The following is a 22,942-nucleotide window of genomic DNA, read 5'->3' on the forward strand; positions in this document are numbered from 1 at the left end:
GCGCCCAAGGAACGCAATGAAAGTCTTATTTCTGGTGCAGAAGGAACAGCGGGCGATTCTCGACCGCCTGTACGATGGCGTCGCGGCCAACTGCGAATGTGACCTGCGCTGGCTGACCAGTGAAGACCAGCGTAACCTGCGCCGCTACTTCAAGCGTGAAGTGCAGGTGGAGCGTTATGACCGCATCGTGTTCTTCCTGCGCTTCAAGCAGGAGATCCGCCAGGTGGCGTTCATCCAGACGGTGCCTAACCTGGTCATCCTCGAGCACGACGCCTACCAGAACTACATCCCCTGCAAGTACACCGGCAAGTTCAGCGCGCATTACCGCAAGCTGCCGTGGGCGCGGGTGATCAGCTCGGGCTACATGGTCAGTGAGCGCCTGCGCCAGGAAGGCTTTGACGCGGTATTCGTGCCCAAAGGCTACGATGAGCACCTGCTGACCGACCAAGGGCGTGAGCGCGACATCGAACTGGCGTTCGTGGGCAGCACCAACAGCGTTGCCTACAGTGGACGCAAGGCGCTGCTGGACGAGCTGGGGCGGGTCGAGAACCTGGTAGTGACCCGTACCAAGTCGGGCGAGGACTACTGCAACACGCTCAACCGTATTCGTTTCTTCGTCAGTGCCGACGTCGGCATGGGCGAGTACATGATCAAAAACTTCGAAGCCATGGCCTGTGGCTGTGTGTTGCTGGCGTTCGACCAGGGCGAGGAAGAAAATCGCGCCCTGGGCCTGCAAGACATGCACAACGTGGTGTTCTACGACAGCATTCCGACCCTCCAGGAAAAGCTTGGCCGTTTGCGGGCCGACCCTGCGCTGGCACAGCGGATTGCAGAAAATGGCCGCCATCTGGCGGTTTCCCGTTTCAGTTTCGGTGAAGTTGGACGTAGCATCGTCGACCACATGCGCCCTGCGCTCAGGCCTCATCCGCCGTTGTCTGCCTGGCAGCGGCTACGCCTGAAGCTGGGTATTTAAAAAGAGCTTTCGTGCCTACGGAGCGGGCGCTGGAAGTCGATTGTCGCAATGCGGAGGGAGTCCGGTGCGCTTTTCAAATGAGAGTGACGTCACGCTGGTCGTGACAAGTTGTGGGCGGTTCGATCTGCTCAAAGATACCCTTGAGAGTTTCGATCGCTACAACACCGCGCCCATTCGCGAAGTCTTCATCACCGAAGATTCAGGTGACGAGGCCGTGCATGGGGCAGTGCCGGAGCACTGGAAACCGCACTGCACGGTGTTCGTCAATCGGCCAAAACTGGGCCAGCTGCCGTCGATCGACCTGGCTTATAGCCACGTCAAGACGCCCTACATCTTCCACTGCGAGGATGACTGGCATTTCTATCGGCAGGGCTTTGTCGAAGATTCCCGAGCCATCCTGGAGGTCAGCCCCAACCTGCTGCAGGTCTGGCTGCGCAGCCATGCCCACGACCTGGCCGTGCACAGCCCCTACATCCACCTGGGCGATCGCCAGGTGATCGCGGGCGTGCCGTGCTATCCATTGCTGTCCGAGAAGGCCGACTGGCAAGCGTTTTCGCTCAACCCCGGTCTGCGTCGTCTGAGCGATTATCAGCGCTGTGCACCATTTGCCGCCTATGCTGGAGAAAAGGCGCTTTCCCGTCGCTATTCAGAGTTAAATCTGACAGCGGTCACCTTGGAGGGTGATGCAGTATTGCACACAGGATTTGGTAATCACGTGACCTTGCCGGTAGAAGTAGAGCGCAAGGCCAAACGTCGTCAACGTGATCGAATAAAGCTGGCATTGACGCTGGTGGCGGGTGCCGTAATCGGCATGGGTATCACCATTTTTGTTCAATGAAGTCGCAGTCCCACCTGACTTGAGCGGGAGAGGGGCGCTAACCCCATGAACATCGTCAATATGATGTGGGCAGGCGGTTCGCCGTACATGTCCATCCACAAGGTTCATCGACAGGTGCTGTCTCATGCGGGCCCGGATGCCAGGATCAGCAACTGGCTGCTATTAGGCAGCGGGCTTTGCTGTGGGCTCGGTTCGACCCGGGAGTGGCACATGCCACCGCGTGCGCTCAAGGGCCGGCACCTGTGGCGCCTGCTGCGCCCGTGGCTGCGCATGCGGCTGCGCAAGGCGCTGGCCGAGGCCCAGGCCGAAATCGTGCTGCTCGATGGTGTCGGTGTCGCCAGGCTGGTGCTGCCGCTGTTGCAGCAGATTCCCAACGTACGCGCCAAGGTGCTGTTCCATGGCAAGACACGGCTGACGGCAAGCGACATCCGCTTGTTGCGCACGCTGCCCGCCGAGCGCCTGAGCATTGCGGCGGTTTCCCATACGCTTGCCGAAGCCCTTGAGCGTGATCTCGGCAGGCCCGTACAGACCCTGCGCATGGCGCTGGACCCACGGGCGTTCGTCGAGCCGCTGTTGAGCCGCGAGCAGGCCCGGCAAGCGCTGGCGTTGCAGCCCGGCAATGGGCAGGTGTTGGGTGCAGTGGGGCGGCTGGTCGAAAGCAAAGGCTTTGAAATGCTGATCGAGGCGTTTGCCAAGGCCGCTATCCACAAGCCTGATTTGCAACTCGCAATCATCGGTGAAGGCCCCTTGCATGCTGTGCTGCAAGCGCGCATCGACGAGTTGGGCCTGGCCGGGCGTGTGCACCTGTGCGGTCACCGTGAAGACCTACAGCAGCTCTACCGCGCGTTTGACTGGCTACTGGTGCCTTCGCGGTCAGAAGGCTTGGGGTTGGTCGTGCAAGAGGCGGTGATGGCCGATGTGCCGGTGGTCTGCAGCGACCTGTTGGTCTTCCGTGAGCAGTTGCTGGACACCGGTGGCTACCTGCCGATTGCTGACCAGTCTGCCTGGGCCGCGGCGATAGAACGCTGCAGCGTGCCCGGCGCCACGGCGCTGGCTGCCCGGCAACGCCAGGCATTGGCGCCGGAGCAGGCCTGGCAGGCTTTCCAAAACGGGTCGCAAAGCCTGCTGCGCGGTTGAGTGTCAGCGGGCCAGCAGGGCGGCCTCGAAGTCGGCGAGGGGGAACCGGTCACCCAGGTTCTCCCGCTGAATGTAGTTCACCATGTGCTGCACGTTGCGTCGAATCATGCGTGCAGACAGCGGCGGGCGCAGGAAGCGCATGTCGGCCACGTCGATCAAGCCCAGGCGCTGGTCGGGGGTGACCACGACATTGCCCAGGTGCAACGAGCGGAAGTAGACACCGCTGCGGTGCAGTTGGCGGATCAATTCGATCAACCGCGGCAGGTAAGTGTCCCAGCTGAAGTCAGCGTCGCGCGACATTTGCAGCAGCGTGCGCCCAGGCAGCGGGCGGTACAGCACCGCCGTTCTGCCGGGCAGGTCAAGCTTGTGCTGGCTGATCACCTCGAGGGTAGGAATGCCCAATTGCGCCAGGCGCGCGGCGTTGTCGACGAAGCGCTGGGAGTAGGGGCGCAACAGCGCAGATGAAATCAGTCGCTTACGACGAAAAACCTTGAGGAAATTACCATTCTCGAGCAGGTAGACTTTGGCGCCATGGCTGTCTGCCTCTAGCACCTGTGCGCCTAGTGTCAGCTGATCGAATTCGACCTGGGTGAGCCGGGAGCATTGCATGAATAGGGCCTTGTCGTCTGGCGAGCAAAATGACCGGCAATAATGCCGAAAATAATGCGGTAGCACCATGGATGGTGTCTTTGATTCATCGGGGGAAAGGATGTTGTATGAAAAAAACTGGGCGCGCGCCTGGTTAGGATTGGGTCTGGTCTGGTTCTTGGCGGCGATTGCGCTGGCGCCCAGCAATAAGCTGTACCAGCAAGGGCTGGTGCTGTTCTTGTGGTTGCCGACGTTGCTGTTGGCGTGGTCTGCCCGGCAGGTGCTGGCTGAGGCTTGGCGGCGCCAGCCGGCCTTGTGGGCGAGCGTGCTGCTGTTGCTGGCCTGGAGCGGGATCAGTTTGGCCTGGTCGCCGTCCGAGGAGCCCGGGCGGGAAATTAAGCGGCTGATTTATATCCTGGTGTTTCTGATGGCATTCCCGCTGTTGGCGCAGCGCGGTCAGCAGCGAATTCGCCACTTGTTGGCGTTTGGCAGCGGCTTGCTGGGCCTCGCTGCGCTGATCTCGATCATCAACTTCTATGGTGTGCAGGGCAACCCGCTGCCGGTACGGCTGGGGGGGATCGGCGAGATTTCGCACCCGATCCTGGGCGCTTATGTGATTGGCGCTGCCGCGCTGCTGCTGCTTTACCAACCGCCGCGTCATCGCGGCCTGCAGTTGGCCTGGCTGGTGGCGCTGGCCTGCCTGGGGGCCTTCGCGGTGCTTAGCCAGAGCCGTGGCGCGGTGCTGGCCCTGGTCATCACCGTGGTGCTGGCGCCGCTGTGGTTCCGCGACCGCCACAGCCGGCTGTTCGCCATCCTTGCCATGATCGCCACCGCTGCGGCCTTCTACACCCTGTTCGGCCTGATCGCCGAGCGCGGCTCATCGTACCGCCCGGAGATTTTCCATGCGGTGCTGAACATGATCGCCGCCCACCCTTGGACTGGGCTGGGGCTGGGCGCGGCGTACGATGTGAACGCCGTTGGCCTGCACTTCGACCATACCCACAACATGTTCACCCACGTTGCCGTGGAAATGGGCCTGCCCGGCATGCTGCTGTGGGTGGCCGTGTGGCTGTACACCCTGGCTGAAATTGTACGGGCACGCGGCACGCTGTTCGGCAAGATCCTGCTGTGCTTCTGGGTTTACTCGACCCTGGCCATGCAGTTCGATGCCGCCAGCCTCACCGGTACGCCGCGTGCAGAGTGGTTCATCAGCTGGCTGCCGGTCGGCCTGGCCATGATGTTGCCTTGGGGGCGTGCCGAAAATGACGCCTGTGGTAAAATTTCCGGTTCAACCTGAACAGCGAGCTCGATGATGGCCGAAACACCGCGAACCGCGGAGCATACCTCCAGCCTGAAGATCTACTTCCGGCTGCTGAGCTACGTGAAACCCTATGCCGGCATTTTCCTGCTGAGCATCGTCGGTTTCGTGATCTTCGCCTCGACCCAGCCGATGCTGGCCGGGATCCTCAAGTATTTCGTCGATGGCCTGAGCAATCCGCAAGCGGTGTTGTTCCCTACCGTGCCCTACCTGCGCGACCTGCAGCTGCTGCAGGCGGTGCCGCTGCTGATTATCCTGATCGCGGCCTGGCAGGGGCTGGGCTCGTTTCTGGGCAACTACTTCCTGGCCAAGGTTTCCCTGTGCCTGGTGCATGACCTGCGTGTCGAGTTGTTCAACAAGCTGCTGGTGCTGCCCAACCGCTACTTCGACAACCACAACTCGGGGCACCTGATTTCGCGCATCACCTTCAACGTGACCATGGTCACCGGCGCTGCGACCGACGCGATCAAGGTCGTGATCCGCGAAGGCCTGACGGTGGTCTTCCTGTTCGCCTACCTGTTGTGGATGAACTGGCACCTGACCTTGGTAATGGTTGCCATCCTGCCGGTGATTGCGGTGATGGTGAGCGTTGCCAGCAAGAAATTCCGCAAGCAGAGCAAAAAGATCCAGGTGGCCATGGGCGACGTGACCCACGTCGCCTCCGAGACCATCCAGGGCTATCGCGTGGTGCGCAGCTTCGGCGGCGAGGCTTACGAACAGCAGCGTTTTGGCCGCGCGAGCCAAAGCAATACCGACAAGCAACTGCGCATGACCAAGACCGGCTCGCTGTACACGCCGATGCTACAGTTGGTGATCTACACCGCCATGGCGGCCTTGATGTTCCTGGTGCTGTACCTCCGTGGTGACTCGACCGCCGGTGACCTGGTGGCCTACATCACCGCGGCTGGCCTGCTGCCGAAACCGATCCGCCAACTGTCCGAAGTCAGCTCGACCATCCAGAAGGGCCTCGCCGGCGCAGAAAGCATCTTCGAACAGCTCGACGAAGAGCCCGAGGTAGACACGGGCACCCTTGAGAAGGCGCAGGTAGAAGGCCGTCTGGAAGTGCGTAACCTCAGCTTCACCTACCCCGGCACCGACCGTGAGGTGCTGAGCGATATCAGCTTTGTCGCTGAACCGGGGCAGATGATTGCCTTGGTAGGCCGCTCCGGCAGCGGCAAGTCGACTCTGGCGGCGTTGATTCCGCGCTTCTATCACCACGACAAAGGGCAGATTCTGCTCGATGGCGAGGAGATCGAGAACTATCGCCTGCGCAATTTGCGTCGCCATGTGTCCCAGGTCACCCAGCATGTCACCTTGTTCAACGACACGGTCGCCAACAACATCGCCTACGGCGACCTGGCCGGTGCACCGCGCGAGGACATCGAGGCGGCGGCAGCCGATGCCTATGCCAAGGAGTTCGTCGACAAGCTGCCGAAAGGCTTCGATACCGAGGTTGGCGAGAACGGCGTGTTGCTGTCCGGCGGCCAGCGCCAGCGCCTGGCGATTGCCCGTGCATTGCTCAAGGACGCGCCACTGCTGATCCTCGACGAGGCGACCTCGGCGCTGGATACCGAGTCCGAGCGGCATATCCAGGCCGCACTGGATCACGTGATGGAAGGGCGGACCACCTTGGTCATCGCCCACCGCCTGTCGACCATCGAGAAGGCCGACCTGATTCTGGTCATGGACCAGGGCCGCTTAGTAGAGCGCGGTACCCATGCCGAGTTGCTTCAGGCGAATGGCCATTATGCCCGCCTGCATGCGATGGGCCTGGATGAGCCGGCCAAGGCCGATATCACCTGAACCTCTTTGATCGGGGCCTCGCCGGCCCCGATTGTCACCGGAATTTTCAAGGGCCCGATCTGGCCATAAAGCCGTCGCTTACCCTGTGCTAATATCCTGCCCCTGTTCATTATTTTCATATGGGTTGCCCATGAAGTTGTCCATGCCGCGTTTCGATCAAGCCCCGGTACTGGTGGTCGGCGATGTCATGCTCGACCGCTACTGGCATGGCGGTACTTCGCGTATCTCGCCTGAAGCGCCAGTCCCGGTGGTCAAGGTCGATCAGATCGAGGATCGCCCCGGCGGCGCGGCCAACGTTGCCTTGAACATCGCCGCCCTGGGCGCACCGGCATCGCTGATCGGTGTCACCGGCCAGGACGAGGCCGCCGACAGCCTGGCCAACAGCCTGCAAGCTGCGGGCGTGCGCTCGGTGTTCCAACGCATCGCGCACCAGCCGACCATCGTCAAGTTGCGGGTCATGAGCCGCCACCAGCAACTGCTGCGTATCGACTTCGAAGAACCGTTCGCCACCGACCCGCTGTCGTTGGGCGCGGAGGTCGACAGCCTGCTCGATGGCGTCAAGGTGCTGGTGTTGTCCGACTACGGCAAAGGTGCCTTGAAAAACCACCAGAGCCTGATCCAGGCCGCACGCGCCAAGGGCATTCCGGTGTTGGCCGACCCCAAGGGCAAGGATTTTTCCATCTACCGCGGTGCCAGCCTGATTACCCCGAACCTCAGCGAGTTCGAAGCCATCGTCGGCCGTTGCGCCGATGAGGCGGAGCTGGTCGCCAAGGGCCTGCAACTGCTGCTGGACCTCGACCTGGGCGCCTTGCTGGTCACCCGTGGCGAGCATGGCATGACCCTGCTGCGTACCGGCCAACCCGCATTGCACTTGCCGGCCCGGGCGCGTGAAGTGTTCGATGTGACCGGTGCCGGCGATACCGTGATCTCTACCCTGGCAGCAGCCATCGCGGCCGGTGAAGAACTGCCACACGCGGTTGCCTTGGCCAATCTGGCTGCGGGCATCGTGGTGGGCAAACTGGGCACGGCGGCAATCAGCGCGCCTGAGCTGCGCCGGGCGATCCAGCGCGAAGAAGGTTCCGAGCGCGGTGTGCTGGGCCTGGAGCAACTGCTGCTGGCGATCGATGATGCGCGTGCGCACAACGAGAAAATCGTCTTCACCAACGGTTGCTTCGATATTCTGCATGCCGGCCACGTCACCTACCTGGAGCAGGCACGGGCCCAGGGCGATCGGCTGATCGTTGCGGTCAATGACGATGCGTCGGTCAGCCGCCTGAAGGGGCCTGGCCGCCCGATCAACAGCGTCGACCGCCGCATGGCGGTACTGGCGGGGCTAGGCGCGGTGGATTGGGTGATCAGCTTCCCGGAAGGTACGCCGGAAAACCTGCTGAGCCAGGTGAAGCCGGATGTGCTGGTCAAAGGCGGCGACTATGGTATCGACCAGGTGGTCGGCGCGGATATCGTCAAGGCCTATGGCGGGACCGTGAAGGTGCTCGGGCTGGTTGAAAACAGCTCGACCACAGCGATTGTCGAGAAGATCCGCAAGCATTGATGTGCCTGCGCACTGCGCGGTCCTTTTACCTGCACAATGCGCGGTCATTGTGGGAGCAGCACAAGGCTGCTCCTACAGGGCGCGCGCGTGAATTTATTTATTCAGCGACGTCCGCGCCCGCGCTAGCAGCGCCCGTGCCTTGTCGCCAAACCGCTGCAGGTGTGAAGCCCGCCCTGGCTTGGCATCCACCAAGCCCTGCTGCTTTACCCAATCCCGCCAGCGAATCCGCTCATCGGTGACCACCCAGCCTTCTTGCCGGGCAAAGCTCTCTGCCAGGTAAAGCCCGCGCGTGCTCGCCGGCACCAGCTCGTCCTTTTTCAGCGTATAGAGCTCGGCCAACGGTCGGCCTTCTTCCAATGGCATCAGGTACAGGTCTGGGCGCTTGCGATTCAGTCGGGCCACCAGCTGGTCACCTTCCAGGCGTTCGTCGACATGGAACAAGCTGAGCTTTTTGGCGTCCTTGGGTACCTGCAGGCGCATGTCATAGATCAGCTGCAACGAGGCGGTCGGCAAGTGCACGTAGGCCCGTGGCCGCTCCAGCAGCATCAGCTTGCCGCAATGCACCGGCCGTGCCGCGCCAGACTCCGGCGTCAGCACAAAAGGCAGCGCTTCGCGGTAGTGCAGTGCGGCGGCGTATGGCGCCGGTAGCCAGGTGTCGTTGAAGCGCCCGCCCAGCCAGCCTTCCGGTGTTTCCAGCAAACACTCCTCGGCCACTTCCTGGACAGCGGTGTGCAGCGGCAAGTTGAGCTCTTGAGCGGGGACATAGCCTGAAATCAGCTTCAGCACCACGTCGCCACGGTCCTGGCGCCGCTGGCGCACCAGTACCCAGTAATCACGGTTTTGCCAATGCAGGGTCAGGCGTACCGAAACGCCCAGGTTGGCCAGCTCGGCCACGAAACGCTGTGTGTCGGGCAACTGGATGGCCCTGCGCCGCTGTTGGGTCTGGGCGAAGTTCAGCGGCATGCCGATGCTCTGGTAGACCAGGCCTTCGGCAGTTGCCTCGACATGCAGCGGCAGTGTCTTGAAGTTGCTCGGGTTCTTGCGGATCAGCGTACGCGGCACGAGGTTCCTCCTCCTGTCGGACGCCCGCGAGGGCGGCTCAATGCTGGCCCAGAATTCGGGCCACGGTGGCCACGTTATGGGCCAGGTGCAAGGGATTGATGGTGCCGACGATAGCACTGCTGACCCCCGGGTGGGAGAACAGCAGCTCGAAACTGGCTTGCACCGGGTCAACCCCAGGTGCCAGGCAGATGTGCCCGCTGGCCAAGGCTTTTTTAACCAGAATCGCCTTGCCGTGCTCGGCAGCGTAGTCCAGCACTGGGCGTTCTGCCTGCTCGTTCAGGTTGTAGGTGACCATGGCGCAGTCGCCCTGTTCCAGGGCTTTGAGGCCGCCAGCGACGGTCTTGCCGGACAACCCGTAGCCGAGGATCTTGCCTTCCTGCTTGAGGGCGGCCAGTGTCTGGTAGACCTCTTGCTGTTCGAGGATGGCCAAGTCATTGCCGTCGGAATGCACCAACACCAGTTCGATGTGGTCGGTTTCCAGCAGGCGCAGGCTGCGTTCGACCGAGCGGCGGGTATGGGCGGCGCTGAAGTCGAAGTGGGAGTGGCCGTTGTCGAACTCTTCGCCAACCTTGCTGACGATCACCCACTCATCACGCTGGCCGCGCAGCAGTGGGCCAAGGCGTTCTTCGCTGCGGCCATAGGCCGGGGCGGTGTCGATCAGGTTGATACCCAGTTCGCGCGCCTGGGCCAGCAGCATGCGGGCCTCGTCATCGCCGGGGATGGTGAAACCGGTCGGGTACTTCACGCCTTGGTCGCGGCCCAACTTGACCGTGCCCAGGCCCAGGGGCGAAACGGTGAGGCCGGTGCTGCCCAGGGGGCGATGGAAGTCGTGCAGGGTCGGCAGGCTCATGGCAGCAGTTGCTCCCAAGCAGGCACGCCCAGCGCAGGGCGTGGCAGGCCAGAGAGGTCGGCTTGGGCACTGGGGCGTATGCCATCGCGCTCAAGCTTGGCGATTACCCGGTCACTGAAGTCCGGGGCCAGCGCCAACTTGGTCGGCCAGCCCACCAGCAGGCGTTGCTGGTCGGCAATAAACGCGTTGTCCGGGCGTACCAGGCCCGACTGTGCCGGTTCGGCACGGTCGACGCGCAGGGTGGCCCAGCGAACCTGGCTTTGGTCGACCCACGGCAGCAGGTTGCCGATTTCCTTTTGCGCCGCGGCAATCTGCGCGGCAGGCTCACGCGCTACGCCATCGGCCTCGGCCAGGTCGCCGCCGAGGTACCAGACCCACTGGCCATCCGCCGCCGGGTGGGTGGTAATGGTGACCCGTGGCTTGGGCCCGCCGCCCAGGCAGTGTGCATACAGTGGCTTGAGGTTCGGCCCCTTGGCCATGACCATGTGCAGCGGGCGACGTTGCATGGCCGGCTGGCTCAGGCCCAAGGCGTGCAGCACGTCTTCGGTGCCGGCGCCGGCGCTGAGCACGATACGTTGCGCACGGATTTCACGGTCGTCCACGCGCAGGCCAACCAGCTCATCGCCGTCACGCAGGGGTTCGATGCGTTCGCCGGCGAGCAGGCTGTCGCCGGCCAGCTCGGCCAGGTTGGCCAGCAGGCTGGGCACGTCGATGACCAGCTCGGCCAGGCGATAGACCTTGCCCTTGAAGTCGCGGTCCTGCAGGGCAGGCGGCAGTTGCTCCCCCTTGACCTGATCGACGCGGCCGCGCACGGCCTTGCTGGCGAAGAAGCTGGTGAGGTTGCCGGCCAGGGTGCCGGGGGACCAGAGGTAGTGCGCGTCGGACAGCAGGCGGGTCTTGCCTAGCGGCAGCTCGCCATCGCCCGCCAAGGCCTCGCGCCAGCGTCGCGGCATGTCGGCGATCGCTTCCGAGGCGCCGGTCAGGGCGCCGTGCAGGGCGTACTTGGTGCCGCCGTGGATGATGCCCTGGGACTTGATGGTCTGCTCGCCACCCAGGCTGGCGCGTTCCACCAGCACGGTCGAATAGCCTTGGCGGCGCAACCGGGCATTGAGCCAGAGGCCTGCGACCCCGGCGCCGACGATCAGCACGTCAGTGGAAATGGCGGTTGGCATGGCGGTACCTCGAAGACTGGGACAGCTGGCAAGTATACAGCCCGCATCAATGCCCGGCAGTTTTCGAAAACAGCTGAATCACAACCACCCCGCCAACGATCATCGCCATGCCCAGCATTGCGGGCACATCCAACTTCTGCCCGTAGATCACCAGCGCTGCCACACTGATCAGCACAATCCCCAGCCCCGACCAGATGGCATAAGCGATACCCACCGGAATGCTGCGCACCACCAGGGTCAGCATCCAGAAGGCAATGCCATAACCGACCACCATCAACAGCAATGGCAGCGGCGTGCTCAGGCCCTTTACTGCTTTCATGGAGGCAGTGGCGATGACTTCGGCGCAGATGGCAATAGCGAGGTAGGTGTAGGCGTTCATGGCAATTCTCCGGTGACTGGTCGGGCATTCTAGACGCCGCCTGGATGCGGTAAAGTCATTACCTATCACCATGGGAGATAGGTTGATGGCGGAACACTGGAACCTCGACCAACTGCGGACCTTCGTCCGCGTCGTCGAGCTGCGCTCGTTCTCCGCCGTTGCCCGTGAGCAGCGCAAGGCGCAGTCGGCAATCAGCACTTCAATCGCCATGCTTGAAGCCGACCTGGGCGTGACCCTGTTCGACCGCAGCAGCGGCCGCCAGCCTAAGTTGACCGAAAACGGTACCGCGCTGTTGGAGGACGCCCGCGAGCTGCTGCGCCAATGCGAGCGCCTCGACGGCCGTGCCCTGGCCCTGATGCGTGGGCAGGAAGCCCTGCTGCGTGTCGCCCAGGACGAGGCCATGCCCTATCAACCGGTGATCGACAGCCTCGATGAACTGGCCAGCCGCTACCCGTACCTGGAAGTGCAACTGGCCAGCGGCGCCCAGGGCGATGTGGCGCGCAAGCTGGTGGAGCGGCGTGCCGACCTTGGCCTGTTCTTTCATCACGAAAGCATGCCGGCATCGCTGGAGCGTCGTGCCTTGGGCAGTGTGGAAATGGTCACGGTGTGCGCGGTCGGCCATCCGCTGGCGCAGCAGGCCAAGGTCAACCGCCAGCAGTTGGCGCGCCATCGCCAGCTATTGATCACCCCGCAACAGAGTGGCTACCCCGGCGGCGAGGCGATCAGCCCGCAGATCTGGCGTGCCGACAGCTTCTACGCCATGGCCGAGCTGCTGATGCGTGGCCTGGGCTGGGCGTGGTTGCCCCGGCACGTGGTGCAGTACCCCACTTACCAGGCGCACATGGTCGAGCTCGCCAGCGAGTGGCGGCCACCGGCACTGGTCGTAGAACTGGCTTGGCGCCGTGACGAGCCACTGGGGCCTGCCGCGCAATGGCTGGCCGAGCGCTTTGCGGTGCACCTGCGCGCGATCGGGTAAACTTCGCCGCCATGAACAGAACTCTTTATACCTTGCTGTTTCACCTGGGCCTGCCACTGGTTGCGCTGCGCCTGTTCCTGCGGGCGCGCAAGGCACCGGCCTACGGCCAGCGCATCGGCGAGCGCTTTGCCTTCGGCCTGCCGCCCATGCGCCAGGGCGGCATCTGGGTGCATGCGGTGTCGGTGGGCGAAAGCATTGCCGCCGCGCCCATGGTACGGGCGCTGCTGAAGGCCTACCCAGGCCTGCCGATCACGCTTACCTGCATGACCCCGACCGGGTCGGAGCGCATTCGTGCGATGTTCGCCGATGAACCGCGTGTGCAGCATTGCTACCTGCCCTACGACCTGCCGTGGGCGGCCGGGCGTTTTCTCGACCATGTGCAGCCGAAGCTGGGCATCATCATGGAAACCGAACTGTGGCCTAACCACATTCACCAGTGTGCCAAGCGTGGCATCCCGGTGGCGCTGGCCAATGCGCGGTTGTCCGAGCGCTCGGCCCGTGGTTATGGGCGTTTTGCCACGTTGACCCGGCCGATGCTCGCCGAGATGAACCTGATCGCGGTACAGACCGAAACCGAAGCGCAGCGCTTTCGCGACCTGGGCGCGCGCCCTGAATGCGTGCAGGTGACCGGTTCGATCAAGTTCGACCTGAAGGTTGATGACCAGTTGCTGCCGCGCGCCAAGGCGCTGCGCGAGCAATGGGGCGCCAGCCAGCGCCCGGTATGGATTGCCGCCAGCACCCATGAAGGTGAAGACGCGCTGATCCTGCAGGCACATCAGAAGCTGCTGCAGGTGCACGGCGATGCGCTGCTGATCCTGGTGCCACGCCACCCGGAGCGGTTCGATGCAGTGCATGCCCTGTGCAGCGAACAGTTCACCACCGTGCGCCGCTCTGCCGGCACCCCGGTCGATGACCAGGCCCGCGTGCTGCTTGGCGATACCATGGGCGAGTTGCTGTTCCTCTACGCCCTGGCCGACATCGCCTTCGTCGGCGGCAGCCTGGTCGCCACTGGCGGGCATAACCCGCTCGAGCCAGCAGCACTGGCTTTGCCGGTGATCATGGGGCCGCATGTGTTCAACTTCCTGGAGATCAGCGCGATGCTGAAGGACGCCGGGGCGTTGCAGCAGATCGAAGATGCCGACGGGCTGGCCGAGGCGGTGCGGCGGTTGATCGAGTTGCCGCAGGATCGTCAGCGCATGGGCGAGGCGGGCAGGGCGGTGATGCGGGCAAACCAGGGCGCCTTGCAGCGGTTGCTGGATGGGCTGGGCGCGCTTATCGGCTGAGATAGGCGATTGCTTCTTCGCGGGTAAACCCGCTCCCACAGGGGTGGTGCTTTCCTTGCGAGCTGCACGAAACCAGTGGGAGCGGGTTTACCCGCGAATGGCGCGACATCTATCTCAGGGCCTGCGCTCGAAGTTCTTCGCCGCCGCCGCCGCCAGGTCCGGTGGCAGGAAGTCCTTGTCCGGGTTGTAGTCCGGCTTCAGGTAGCGCCCCAGGTCTTGCAGGTCTTGCGGGCTCAGGGTTCCCGCCGCCTGCTTCAGGCTCAGGTTGTCGAGAATGTAGTCATAGCGGCTGTTGTTGTAATCACGCACCGATGTGTACAGCTGGCGCTGGGCGTCGAGTACGTCGACGATGTTGCGGGTACCGACCTGGTAGCCGATTTCGGTGGCTTCGAGCGCGCTCTGGTTGGAAATGATCGACTGTTTGCGTGCCTGCACCTGTTCCACATCGGTGTTCACCGCGCGGTGCAGGTTGCGGGTGTTTTCCACCACCTGGCGGCGCAGGCTTTCGCGCTGTTGCTCGCTCTGGCTCAGGCGCTGGTAGGCCTCGCGCACTTGCGAGCTGGTCAGGCCGCCGCTGTAGATCGGGATGTTCAGTTGCAGGCCGATGCTGGTCTGTTCCACATCACTGCCGTAACGCACGTTTGGCTGCGCGGGCGAGTTGGTAAAGCCCAGGCTGTCGTTATCGCCTTTCTGGTATTTGGCGACCGCATCCACGGTTGGGGCATGGCCGGCCTTGCGCTGGCGCAGGGTTTCTTCGGCGGCATCGACGGCGTAGTTGGTCGCCAGCAGGTTGAGGTTCTGGCGGGCAGCGGTTTCTACCCAGGACTTGGCGTCATTGGGCGTAGGCACCTGGATCGGCAAGGTGTGGACCACACCCTGGATCGACGAGTACTCGCGGTTGGTCAACGTCACCAGCGCCTCGAAGGCATCCTGCACCTGGCGCTCGGCGATGATCCGGTTGGCTCGGGCCGTGTCGTAGCTGGCCTGGGACTGCAAGACGTCGGTCTTGTCGGAAAGGCCCACGTCGAAACGTTCGTTGGACTGGTCGAGCTGGCGCTTGAAGGCGGATTCCTCGGCCTTGGTCGCGGCCAGGTTGTCCTGGGCCCGGAGCACGGCAAAGTAGTTTTGCGCGGTCTGCAGGATCAGGTTCTGCTCAGTGGCAGACAATTCCAGCGCCGCCTGTTCGTTGACCGCCTCGGCCGCCTGCAACTGGAACCAGCGGTCGGCACGGAACACCGGCTGCGCCAGGGTGGCGCTCCAGGAGTTGCCGCTGCGGTTGGCGGTGAGGGACGGCTCGTCGAGCTTGGTGCGGGTGTTCATCATCTCGGCACCGGCCGACAGGTTCGGCAGCAGGCCGGCGCGGGCCTGTGGGACGACTTCGCGGCGGGCGCCATAATCGGCGCGGGCTGCCGCAAGATCGGCGTTGTTGTCGACCGCTTCCTGGTAGACGCTGACCAGGTCGGTCTTAACCGTCATGGGCATTTCTGCTGCCCAGGCCATTCCGTTGGACGCACAAGACACGGCTATCGCCAGTGAGAGTTTGCGCAGCATAGAGGCAATCCTTGTACGAAATATAATTACTGAACTGTTGAGTATCGAGCGATGGGCCAGTGTAGTGCCATGCGCCCCCGGCAACAATCGCCCAGTGCGCCTTTCATCATCACCCGTATTTACCCGCTTGGCTTTGCCGACCACTCCAGTCTAGACTGCGCATGTTCTTGTCGGGGTGCCTTGAAGCAAAGGCTGAGATCGCAAAGTTGCGGATCCCGTTGAACCTGATCAGGTTAGCGCCTGCGTAGGGAACAAGATTGCTCGCCTTCCCGGGGAGCCTCTTGTGCCAGGTCCGGGAATGTCTCAGCTGCAAGCAGCTTACGGCACCCCCATGTATCCGGCACTGCACACCCGTAAAGGGGTGCGTCCGCGTCTTTCAGGTTCTCCCCGACATTCCATCCGCTAGGAAGCTGTCTGGAGAGCCCGTGATGAGCAAACAAGAAAAAACGATCAACCTCAGCGAATCGGCACAAGTCGATCAGCAATCCGTGCAACCGTTCCCCCGTTCGCGCAAGGTCTATGTCGAAGGCTCCCGCCCGGACATCCGCGTGCCCATGCGCGAAATCAGCCTGCACGACACCCCTACCGATTTCGGCGGCGAGACCAACGCCCCGGTGCTGGTCTACGACACTTCCGGCCCCTACACCGACCCTAACGTCATCATCGACGTGCGCAAAGGCCTGGCCGACGTGCGTTCGGCCTGGATCGACGCGCGTGGCGACACCGAACGTTTGGGCGGCTTGAGTTCCGACTTCGGCCAACAGCGCCTGAACGATGCAGAGTTGGCCAAGCTGCGCTTCAACCACGTGCGCAACCCGCGCCGCGCCAAGGCGGGCGTCAACGTCTCGCAGATGCACTATGCCCGCCAGGGCATCATCACCGCCGAGATGGAATACGTTGCCATCCGCGAGAACATGAAACTGCAGGAAGCCCGCGCCGCCGGCCTGCTTGACCAGCAGCACGCGGGCCACAGCTTCGGCGCCAACATCCCGAAAGAAATCACCCCCGAATTCGTCCGCGAAGAAATCGCCCGCGGCCGCGCGATCATCCCGGCCAACATCAACCACACCGAGTTGGAGCCGATGATCATCGGCCGCAACTTCCTGGTGAAGATCAACGGCAACATCGGCAACAGCGCCCTGGGCTCCTCGATCGAGGAAGAAGTGGCCAAGCTGACCTGGGGGATTCGCTGGGGTTCGGACACGGTCATGGACCTGTCCACCGGCAAGCACATTCACGAAACCCGCGAGTGGATCATCCGTAACTCGCCCGTGCCGATCGGTACCGTGCCGATCTACCAGGCCCTGGAAAAAGTCGGCGGTGTCGCTGAAGACCTGACCTGGGAGCTGTTCCGCGACACCCTGATCGAGCAGGCCGAGCAGGGCGTGGACTACTTCACCATCCACGCCGGTGTGCTGCTGCGCTATGTGCCGCTGACCGCCAAGCGCGTTACCGGCATCGTCAGCCGGGGCGGCTCGATCATGGCCAAGTGGTGCCTGGCGCATCACCAGGAAAACTTCCTGTACACCCACTTCGACGAAATCTGCGAAATCATGAAGGCCTACGACGTCAGCTTCTCGCTGGGCGACGGCCTGCGTCCGGGCTCGATTGCCGACGCCAACGATGCTGCGCAGTTCGGTGAGCTGGAAACCCTCGGCGAGCTGACCAAGATCGCCTGGAAGCACGATGTGCAGTGCATGATCGAAGGCCCGGGCCACGTGCCGATGCAGTTGATCAAGGAGAACATGGACAAGCAGCTCGAATGCTGCGACGAGGCGCCGTTCTACACCCTTGGCCCGCTGACCACCGACATTGCGCCGGGTTACGACCACATCACCTCCGGTATCGGCGCGGCGATGATCGGCTGGTTCGGGTGCGCCATGCTGTGCTACGTGACGCCCAAGGAACACCTGGGCCTGCCGAACAAGGATGACGTCAAGACCGGCATCATCACCTACAAGATCGCCGCCCATGCCGCCGACCTTGCCAAAGGCCACCCGGGCGCGCAGATTCGTGACAACGCCTTGTCCAAGGCGCGTTTCGAGTTCCGCTGGGAAGACCAGTTCAACCTTGGCCTCGACCCGGACACCGCCCGCGCGTACCACGACGAAACCTTGCCTAAGGAATCGGCCAAGGTCGCGCACTTCTGCTCGATGTGTGGGCCGAAGTTCTGCTCGATGAAAATCACCCAGGAAGTGCGTGAGTACGCCGCCAAGATCGAAGCCGTGGACGTGACGGTTGAAGAAGGCATGCGTGAGCAGGCCGAGCGGTTCCGCCAGGAAGGCAGCCAGTTGTACAAAAAAGTGTAAGGCAATCCGTCACCACCGTGGGAGCGGGGTTGCCCCGCGAAAGCGTCAGCTGGGCCAGCGCGATTGGCAGGCCAGACGCCTTCGCGGGGCAAGCCCGCTCCCACCGTTGGATGCCTGTTCATCCCAATCTTTGCGGCGATCACAACAATGACCACCCCCAGCCATTTTTCCCCGGACCACCCGGTCCCCACCAGCCAACGCATCTTCGGCTTCGGCGACCTGTTCTCTCTGTGGTTCTCCCTCGGTATCGGCTTGATGGTGCTGCAGGTCGGCGCCATGCTCGCCCCAGGCATGGGCCTTGCCAGTGCGGTGCTGGCCATCGCCCTTGGCACCGGTGTGGGCGTGCTGTTACTCGGGGCGGCTGGCGTCATCGGCAGCGACACTGGCCTGTCGGCCATGGGCACCCTGCGGCTCAGCCTGGGCAGCCATGGCGCCCGCTTGCCGGCAGTGCTCAACCTGCTGCAGCTGGTGGGTTGGGGGGCGTTCGAGATCATCGTCATGCGCGACGCGGCCAGCCTGCTCGGCGCGCGTACCTTCGGTGAAGGCAGTGCGTGGAACAGCCCTATGCTCTGGACCCTGTGCTTCGGCGCCCTGGCGACCCTGCTTGCAGTCAGTGGGCCGCTGGCGTTCGTGCGCAAGGTGTTGCGCACGTGGGGCATCTGGGTGCTGTTGGGCGCCTGCCTGTGGTTGACCTGGAACCTGTTCGCCAAAGCCGACCTGGCCGACCTGTGGCAACGCGCCGGTGACGGCTCGATGTCGCTGGCCGTCGGCTTCGACATCGTTATCGCCATGCCGCTGTCGTGGTTGCCGCTGATCGCCGACTACTCGCGATTCGCCCGCAGCGGCAAGCGCGTGTTCGGCGGTACCGTGCTGGGCTACTTCATCGGCAATACCTGGCTGATGAGCCTGGGCGTCGCCTACACCCTGGCCTTTGCCCCCAGCGGCGAAGCCAATGCCTTGCTGCTGGCCCTGGCAGGTGCTGGGCTGGGTATCCCGTTGCTGTTGATTCTACTGGACGAGTCGGAAAAAGCCTTTGCCGACATTCATTCGGCCGCCGTTTCCACCGGCGTGCTGGTACGCCTGAAAGTCGAGCACCTGGCGCTGGCCATTGGTGTGCTGTGCACCCTGATCGCGCTGTTCGCGCCACTGGCCCAGTACGAAAACTTCTTGCTGCTGATCGGTTCGGTATTTGCGCCGCTGTTCGGCGTGGTGCTGATGGACCACTACGTGATCCGTCACCGCCGCCTGCCGTCACAGGTCGATGGCTTGCATTGGCAGGCGTTGCTGGCCTGGGCCGTGGGTGTGGCGGCTTATCACCTGATTGCCGCGCAAGCACCGGACCTGGGCGCAACCCTGCCGGCACTGGTGCTGGCAGGTGTGCTGCATGCGCTACTGAGCTTCAGCCGCGGCCGGGAAACAGCTCGGGCTTGATCACGCCGTTCAGGCGAGGGTAGGGGATCTTCAGCTCGACGTGGCCCATGGAGTAGGGCGCGATGGCATAGACCTCATACTTGACCACCACCGCGCCGTACGTCAGGGCGATGTGCGGCGACCGCTTGAAGGGCCAGGTCTTGACGAAGTCGGCGTCCTTGTCCATGCCGACGCTGATCATCCACGCGCGGTGCGACTCTTCGACAGTTTTCCAGAAGGTCTCTTCCTGGCCGGGCACCAGCATGTCCTGCAGGGTCAGTACCTTGTCCAGCTTGCGCGAATAGTTGATGAAGCCGCGCCCTGGCATGCCATGGGCGCCACCGCTGTCCAGGTAGCTGGACAGTTCGATGATCACCAGCCCGTCATGCTGTTCGCGTACCTTGGCTTGCAAGTAGCTGCTGTTGCGCTTGTCGGCGCTGGCCAGGTACTGCTGCTCATACGCCTGCAGGGTGGTCGGCGCGGCGCCGTGTTGGTTGTCTTCGGTCAGCTGCAGCAGGCGCTGTTCGACGATGGCGTCGAGCTTGGGCTGGGCCGGGAAGTGAAGGGTGTCGATGTTCACCAGCGGGCAGTCGCTTTCGCTGCAGCCGGGTTTGACGTGCTCCCAGGCGTCACGCTTGACCTCGAGCGGGGCCCGGTAGTTGGGCGTGAACAGGCTCTGGCAGGCACCCAGGGCCAGTGCCAGCACAGCCACGGAAGTCAGTTTGACAAGTGTCATGATGATCCTTGCAGAACAGGGAAAAGTCGGCCTTTGACCGTCGGCGCGACCGTCAGTTCGCCACTAAGCTAACAGACAGAAGGCGCGCTGTCCCGACTGCGCGAACGGTTGCCGGAAAGGGGTGAAACGCGCCAAAGTGCGGAGTAGGATGGCGCGATGCAGTATTTGAGGCCATGAGGATTTCCATGTCAGACGCGTTGAATTCAGTGCCCAAGGGCTTCGAGATCATCGAGCGGGCCAATTGCTTCCAGGGCTTTTATAAGCTCGACAAGCTTCGCCTGCGCCATGAACTGTTCGCCGGGGGCATGGGCCGCGAGATCAGCCGCGAACTGTTCGTGCGCCACGATGCGGTTTGTGTATTGCCCTACGATCCACTGCGTGACGAGGTGGTGCTGATCGAGCAGTTTCGTGTCGGTGCGCTCGACAAGGTCGCCAACCCTTGGCTGATCGAGATGGTCGCCGGGCTGATCGACAAGAACGAGCAACCTGAAGAGGTCGCACACCGCGAGGCAGAAGAAGAGGCTGGGCTTACGTTCAGCGCTTTGTGGCCAATGACCCGCTACTTCCCATCGCCCGGTGGCAGTGACGAATTCGTCCACCTGTTCCTGGGGCGCTGCACCAGCGAAGGCGCGGGCGGCCTGCATGGCCTGGAAGAAGAGGGCGAAGACATTCGCGTGCGCGTGTGGTCGTTCGAGGATGCCTTGCAGGCCGTGCGTGACGGCCGTATCTGCAACGCCGCGACGATCATCGGCCTGCAATGGCTGGCGCTTAACAGAGACGAAGTTCGAGGTATGTGGAAGTGAACCTGCTGCGCGAGCGATATCGGGTTGACCTGGTCGGGCTGCAAGCAGCCTGCGAGGCCAATTACGCCCGGCTGATGCGTTTGTTACCAGACATGCGCACTACCCAGAGCTCGCGTCGCATCGGCATGACCCAGGGCGACCAGATGCTCGGTGTGCTGGTGCTCGATGTCGTGCTGGCCTGCCCTTATACCACCACCCTGCACGTGCGCCAGGAGCACAGCTTGCCGTGGCTGCCGGTGCCGCACCTTGAGGTGCAGGTGTACCACGATGCACGCATGGCCGAGGTGGTCAGCGCCGAGCATGCCCGGCGCTTGCGCAGCATTTATCCTTATCCGAATGCGGGTATGCACCAGCCCGACGAAAAAGCGCAGCTCAACCTGTTCCTCGGCGAATGGCTGAGCCACTGCCTGGCCTGCGGTCATGAACTGGCAAGTGTTCGCTGAAATGTGATGTGCGTCGGTTTCGGGTGTTTGCTCGCAACCGTTGCGCAGCCATAATTCGTGCTGAATCCGTTCGAGGAGACGGCCGTTGCCGCACCTAGACCCAACCCGCCCCGTGCATGTGGTGCAACTCACCGATGCCCACTTGTTCGCCGACCCGGCCGGTACCCTGCTTGGCCTGAACACCCGTGACAGCCTGCGCCATGTGGTCGCCCAAGTGCGCCGCGAGCAGCCGCCCATCGATTTGCTGCTGTGCACCGGCGATCTGTCCCAGGATGCCAGCGTGGCCTCCTATGAGGCGTTCCGTGAGCTGACCGCACCGTTTGCCGTGCCCACCCGCTGGTTGCCAGGTAACCATGACGAGGCGCAGGTAATGGCGCAGGTGGCGCCGGAGCTGGTGCAGGCGGTAACCGACATTGGCGCATGGCGCGTCGTCATGCTCAACACGGCCGTGCACGGTGCTACCCACGGTTTTCTGGAAGACGACCAACTGGCCGCGCTGGAATCTGCCTTGAAACAGGCCGGTGAGCGCCATTGCCTGGTGTGCTTCCACCATCAGCCGGTGGACATCGGCTGCGCCTGGATCGCGCCCATCGGGCTGCGCAATGCCCAGGCATTGTTCGCCATCGTTGAACGTTATCCACAGGTGCGGGCGTTGCTCTGGGGGCATATCCACCAGACGTGGGATGAACTGCGCGAGGGGTTGCGCTTGATGGCCACGCCGTCGACCTGCATTCAGTTCGCGGCGCAAAGCGAGGACTTCAAGGTGAGCGAAGAGCAGCCTGGCTATCGCTGGTTGCGCTTGCATGCCGACGGGCAGCTGGAGAGCGGCGTGGAGCGGGCACGGGATTTCGAGGTGAAACTGGACTTCGACAGCCCGGGGTATTGAGGTTCAGGCAATACATCTTCCTTGGAGCAGCCTTGTGCTGCGAAGAGGCCAGCTGCAAAAACGCCGATCTTGGGTCTTGCCACCGGCCTCTTCGCAGCACAAGGCTGCTCCTACACGGAAAGCGCCCCTTGAATGCCCGGAAGTGCCTGAAGAAAGTGTTGCGAAATCCCCCTCACTGCGTCAAAACCCGGCGAACGCGCTACACTGCGCGTCCCTGCGCCCGCAACAAGGGCGCGAAGCCGCAGATTCCGGGGGCAGCATGTCGGGTTCCATCCTCTATATCCATGGCTTCAACAGCTCGCCGCTGTCCAAGAAGGCGCGCCAGCTCGAGGCAGTCATGCAGCAGTTGGACTTGTCCGACCAATTGCGTGTGCCGGCGTTGCACCATCACCCACGCCAGGCCATCGCCCAATTGCAGGGCGCCATCGCCGAACTGGGTGCGCCCTTGCTGGTCGGCAGTTCGCTCGGCGGCTACTATGCCACCTATCTGGCAGAGCGCCACGGCCTCAAGGCCTTGCTGATCAACCCAGCGGTGGCACCCCACCGGTTGTTCGATGGCTACCTGGGCACCCAGCGCAACCTCTACACCGATGAGGCCTGGGAGCTGACCCACGATCACGTGCAGGCCCTGGCCGAGCTGGAAGTGCCAGCCCCCGAGGATGCCAACCGCTACCAAGTGTGGTTGCAGACCGCTGACGAAACCTTGGATTATCGCCACGCCGAGCGCTATTACCGAGCGTGTGCATTGCGCATCCAGGCCGGTGGCGACCACAGCTTCCAGGGCTTTGTCGAGCGCCTGCCGGCACTGCTGGCCTTTGCCGGGATTGCCCCGGGCGCGTATGCGGCGCTCGACTTTTCCGTGCTCTGAGCTTT

General features: G+C 63.1%; 21 protein-coding genes and 1 riboswitch. Of the genes, 14 read left to right on the top strand and 7 right to left on the bottom strand.

The features are described from left to right. Positions 1-16 precede the first annotated feature (16 nt). The 3 genes from MFF34_RS18505 to MFF34_RS18515 all read left to right on the top strand — a co-directional run bounded on the left by MFF34_RS18505 (position 17) and on the right by MFF34_RS18515 (position 2,948). Entirely contained in the window at positions 17-973 is a 957-nt protein-coding gene (locus MFF34_RS18505) for a glycosyltransferase (protein ID WP_085272293.1), read from the top strand. 64 nt (positions 974-1,037) lie between these two features. Further along, positions 1,038-1,811: a glycosyltransferase family 2 protein gene (locus tag MFF34_RS18510; protein WP_027592490.1), complete on the top strand. Its 774-nt coding sequence runs from the start codon at positions 1,038-1,040 to the stop codon at positions 1,809-1,811. 45 nt (positions 1,812-1,856) lie between these two features. Continuing rightward, positions 1,857-2,948: a glycosyltransferase gene (locus MFF34_RS18515; RefSeq protein WP_238215723.1), complete on the top strand. Its 1,092-nt coding sequence runs from the start codon at positions 1,857-1,859 to the stop codon at positions 2,946-2,948. Between the two features lie 3 nt (positions 2,949-2,951). On the opposite strand, the gene MFF34_RS18520 is transcribed toward MFF34_RS18515, so the two are convergent. Next, positions 2,952-3,557, bottom strand: a complete 606-nt coding sequence (locus MFF34_RS18520) for a hypothetical protein (RefSeq protein ID WP_027592492.1) — start codon at positions 3,555-3,557, stop codon at positions 2,952-2,954. 100 nt (positions 3,558-3,657) lie between these two features. Between MFF34_RS18520 and MFF34_RS18525 the strand changes: the two genes are divergently transcribed. From MFF34_RS18525 to hldE, 3 genes are all read left to right on the top strand, one after another. Continuing rightward, on the top strand, positions 3,658-4,833 hold the full coding sequence (locus tag MFF34_RS18525; RefSeq protein WP_238215725.1) for an O-antigen ligase: 1,176 nt from the start codon (positions 3,658-3,660) through the stop codon (positions 4,831-4,833). A gap of 15 nt (positions 4,834-4,848) precedes the next feature. Further along, positions 4,849-6,657: a lipid A export permease/ATP-binding protein MsbA gene (msbA, locus tag MFF34_RS18530; protein ID WP_027592494.1), complete on the top strand. Its 1,809-nt coding sequence runs from the start codon at positions 4,849-4,851 to the stop codon at positions 6,655-6,657. Positions 6,658-6,787: 130 nt separating this feature from the next. After that, positions 6,788-8,209: a bifunctional D-glycero-beta-D-manno-heptose-7-phosphate kinase/D-glycero-beta-D-manno-heptose 1-phosphate adenylyltransferase HldE gene (gene hldE, locus MFF34_RS18535; RefSeq protein WP_027592495.1), complete on the top strand. Its 1,422-nt coding sequence runs from the start codon at positions 6,788-6,790 to the stop codon at positions 8,207-8,209. A 93-nt stretch (positions 8,210-8,302) separates the two neighbouring features. On the opposite strand, the gene MFF34_RS18540 is transcribed toward hldE, so the two are convergent. Genes MFF34_RS18540 through MFF34_RS18555 form a run of 4 tightly spaced genes read right to left on the bottom strand, consistent with a single transcriptional unit; the run spans position 8,303 to position 11,672 of the window. Further along, positions 8,303-9,271 carry a metal ABC transporter ATPase gene (locus tag MFF34_RS18540; RefSeq protein ID WP_238215727.1) on the bottom strand — a complete coding sequence of 323 codons (969 nt, stop codon included), beginning with the start codon at positions 9,269-9,271 and terminating at the stop codon, positions 8,303-8,305. A 37-nt stretch (positions 9,272-9,308) separates the two neighbouring features. Continuing rightward, positions 9,309-10,121, bottom strand: coding sequence for an aldo/keto reductase (locus MFF34_RS18545; RefSeq protein WP_099430597.1), 813 nt, complete (start codon positions 10,119-10,121; stop codon positions 9,309-9,311). Next, positions 10,118-11,293 (bottom strand): FAD-binding oxidoreductase, encoded by a 1,176-nt coding sequence (locus MFF34_RS18550; protein ID WP_238215729.1) that lies wholly within the window; start codon positions 11,291-11,293, stop codon positions 10,118-10,120. The genes MFF34_RS18545 and MFF34_RS18550 overlap by 4 nt, the downstream gene beginning before the upstream one ends. 46 nt (positions 11,294-11,339) lie before the next feature. Next, positions 11,340-11,672 (bottom strand): multidrug efflux SMR transporter, encoded by a 333-nt coding sequence (locus tag MFF34_RS18555; RefSeq protein ID WP_008095055.1) that lies wholly within the window; start codon positions 11,670-11,672, stop codon positions 11,340-11,342. An 85-nt stretch (positions 11,673-11,757) separates the two neighbouring features. Between MFF34_RS18555 and MFF34_RS18560 the strand changes: the two genes are divergently transcribed. Beyond that, entirely contained in the window at positions 11,758-12,648 is an 891-nt protein-coding gene (locus MFF34_RS18560; RefSeq protein ID WP_238215731.1) for a LysR family transcriptional regulator, read from the top strand. A gap of 11 nt (positions 12,649-12,659) precedes the next feature. Next, the gene (gene waaA / locus MFF34_RS18565; RefSeq protein WP_238215733.1) at positions 12,660-13,931 is read left to right on the top strand and encodes a lipid IV(A) 3-deoxy-D-manno-octulosonic acid transferase; all 1,272 of its coding nucleotides are present in this window, start codon (positions 12,660-12,662) and stop codon (positions 13,929-13,931) included. Between the two features lie 114 nt (positions 13,932-14,045). Here the strand turns inward: waaA and MFF34_RS18570 are convergent, their stop codons facing one another. Then, on the bottom strand, positions 14,046-15,482 hold the full coding sequence (locus MFF34_RS18570; protein ID WP_027592501.1) for a TolC family outer membrane protein: 1,437 nt from the start codon (positions 15,480-15,482) through the stop codon (positions 14,046-14,048). Between the two features lie 161 nt (positions 15,483-15,643). Next, positions 15,644-15,750: riboswitch (TPP riboswitch) on the top strand. Between the two features lie 160 nt (positions 15,751-15,910). On the opposite strand from MFF34_RS18570, the gene thiC reads away from it, so the two are divergent. Both thiC and cytX read left to right on the top strand, forming a co-directional pair. Further along, the gene (gene thiC / locus MFF34_RS18575; protein WP_027592502.1) at positions 15,911-17,791 is read left to right on the top strand and encodes a phosphomethylpyrimidine synthase ThiC; all 1,881 of its coding nucleotides are present in this window, start codon (positions 15,911-15,913) and stop codon (positions 17,789-17,791) included. A 147-nt stretch (positions 17,792-17,938) separates the two neighbouring features. Continuing rightward, positions 17,939-19,222, top strand: a complete 1,284-nt coding sequence (cytX, locus tag MFF34_RS18580; protein ID WP_027592503.1) for a putative hydroxymethylpyrimidine transporter CytX — start codon at positions 17,939-17,941, stop codon at positions 19,220-19,222. Here the strand turns inward: cytX and MFF34_RS18585 are convergent. After that, the gene (locus MFF34_RS18585; RefSeq protein WP_027592504.1) at positions 19,191-19,937 is read right to left on the bottom strand and encodes an RsiV family protein; all 747 of its coding nucleotides are present in this window, start codon (positions 19,935-19,937) and stop codon (positions 19,191-19,193) included. The genes cytX and MFF34_RS18585 overlap by 32 nt on opposite strands. Before the next feature lie 185 nt (positions 19,938-20,122). On the opposite strand from MFF34_RS18585, the gene MFF34_RS18590 reads away from it, so the two are divergent. From MFF34_RS18590 to MFF34_RS18605, 4 genes are all read left to right on the top strand, one after another. After that, positions 20,123-20,740 carry an NUDIX domain-containing protein gene (locus tag MFF34_RS18590; RefSeq protein WP_238215735.1) on the top strand — a complete coding sequence of 206 codons (618 nt, stop codon included), beginning with the start codon at positions 20,123-20,125 and terminating at the stop codon, positions 20,738-20,740. Next, the gene (locus MFF34_RS18595) at positions 20,731-21,183 is read left to right on the top strand and encodes a DUF1249 domain-containing protein (protein ID WP_027592506.1); all 453 of its coding nucleotides are present in this window, start codon (positions 20,731-20,733) and stop codon (positions 21,181-21,183) included. Before MFF34_RS18590 ends, MFF34_RS18595 begins: the two co-directional genes overlap by 10 nt. An 85-nt stretch (positions 21,184-21,268) precedes the next feature. Beyond that, a complete protein-coding gene (gene cpdA, locus MFF34_RS18600) occupies positions 21,269-22,069 on the top strand; it encodes a 3',5'-cyclic-AMP phosphodiesterase (RefSeq protein WP_238215737.1) in 801 nt (266 codons plus the stop codon). A gap of 259 nt (positions 22,070-22,328) precedes the next feature. After that, complete coding sequence (locus tag MFF34_RS18605; protein ID WP_238215739.1) at positions 22,329-22,937, top strand: YqiA/YcfP family alpha/beta fold hydrolase; 609 nt, start codon at positions 22,329-22,331, stop codon at positions 22,935-22,937. The last annotated feature ends 5 nt before the right edge of the window (positions 22,938-22,942 follow it).

It is taken from the genome of Pseudomonas sp. PAGU 2196, assembly GCF_022179005.1.
Lineage (GTDB): Bacteria > Pseudomonadota > Gammaproteobacteria > Pseudomonadales > Pseudomonadaceae > Aquipseudomonas > Aquipseudomonas kermanshahensis.

Coding starts and splice junctions, on each gene's coding strand:
- cytX (WP_027592503.1), top strand. CDS start 17,939: ATGACCACCCCCAGCCATTTTTCCCCGGACCACCCGGTCCCCACCAGC.
- MFF34_RS18555 (WP_008095055.1), bottom strand. CDS start 11,672: ATGAACGCCTACACCTACCTCGCTATTGCCATCTGCGCCGAAGTCATC.
- MFF34_RS18550 (WP_238215729.1), bottom strand. CDS start 11,293: ATGCCAACCGCCATTTCCACTGACGTGCTGATCGTCGGCGCCGGGGTC.
- MFF34_RS18505 (WP_085272293.1), top strand. CDS start 17: ATGAAAGTCTTATTTCTGGTGCAGAAGGAACAGCGGGCGATTCTCGAC.
- MFF34_RS18605 (WP_238215739.1), top strand. CDS start 22,329: ATGTCGGGTTCCATCCTCTATATCCATGGCTTCAACAGCTCGCCGCTG.
- MFF34_RS18525 (WP_238215725.1), top strand. CDS start 3,658: ATGTTGTATGAAAAAAACTGGGCGCGCGCCTGGTTAGGATTGGGTCTG.
- hldE (WP_027592495.1), top strand. CDS start 6,788: ATGAAGTTGTCCATGCCGCGTTTCGATCAAGCCCCGGTACTGGTGGTC.
- MFF34_RS18590 (WP_238215735.1), top strand. CDS start 20,123: ATGTCAGACGCGTTGAATTCAGTGCCCAAGGGCTTCGAGATCATCGAG.
- thiC (WP_027592502.1), top strand. CDS start 15,911: ATGAGCAAACAAGAAAAAACGATCAACCTCAGCGAATCGGCACAAGTC.
- MFF34_RS18570 (WP_027592501.1), bottom strand. CDS start 15,482: ATGCTGCGCAAACTCTCACTGGCGATAGCCGTGTCTTGTGCGTCCAAC.
- MFF34_RS18545 (WP_099430597.1), bottom strand. CDS start 10,121: ATGAGCCTGCCGACCCTGCACGACTTCCATCGCCCCCTGGGCAGCACC.
- MFF34_RS18560 (WP_238215731.1), top strand. CDS start 11,758: ATGGCGGAACACTGGAACCTCGACCAACTGCGGACCTTCGTCCGCGTC.
- waaA (WP_238215733.1), top strand. CDS start 12,660: ATGAACAGAACTCTTTATACCTTGCTGTTTCACCTGGGCCTGCCACTG.
- MFF34_RS18515 (WP_238215723.1), top strand. CDS start 1,857: ATGAACATCGTCAATATGATGTGGGCAGGCGGTTCGCCGTACATGTCC.
- MFF34_RS18520 (WP_027592492.1), bottom strand. CDS start 3,557: ATGCAATGCTCCCGGCTCACCCAGGTCGAATTCGATCAGCTGACACTA.
- msbA (WP_027592494.1), top strand. CDS start 4,849: ATGGCCGAAACACCGCGAACCGCGGAGCATACCTCCAGCCTGAAGATC.
- MFF34_RS18585 (WP_027592504.1), bottom strand. CDS start 19,937: ATGACACTTGTCAAACTGACTTCCGTGGCTGTGCTGGCACTGGCCCTG.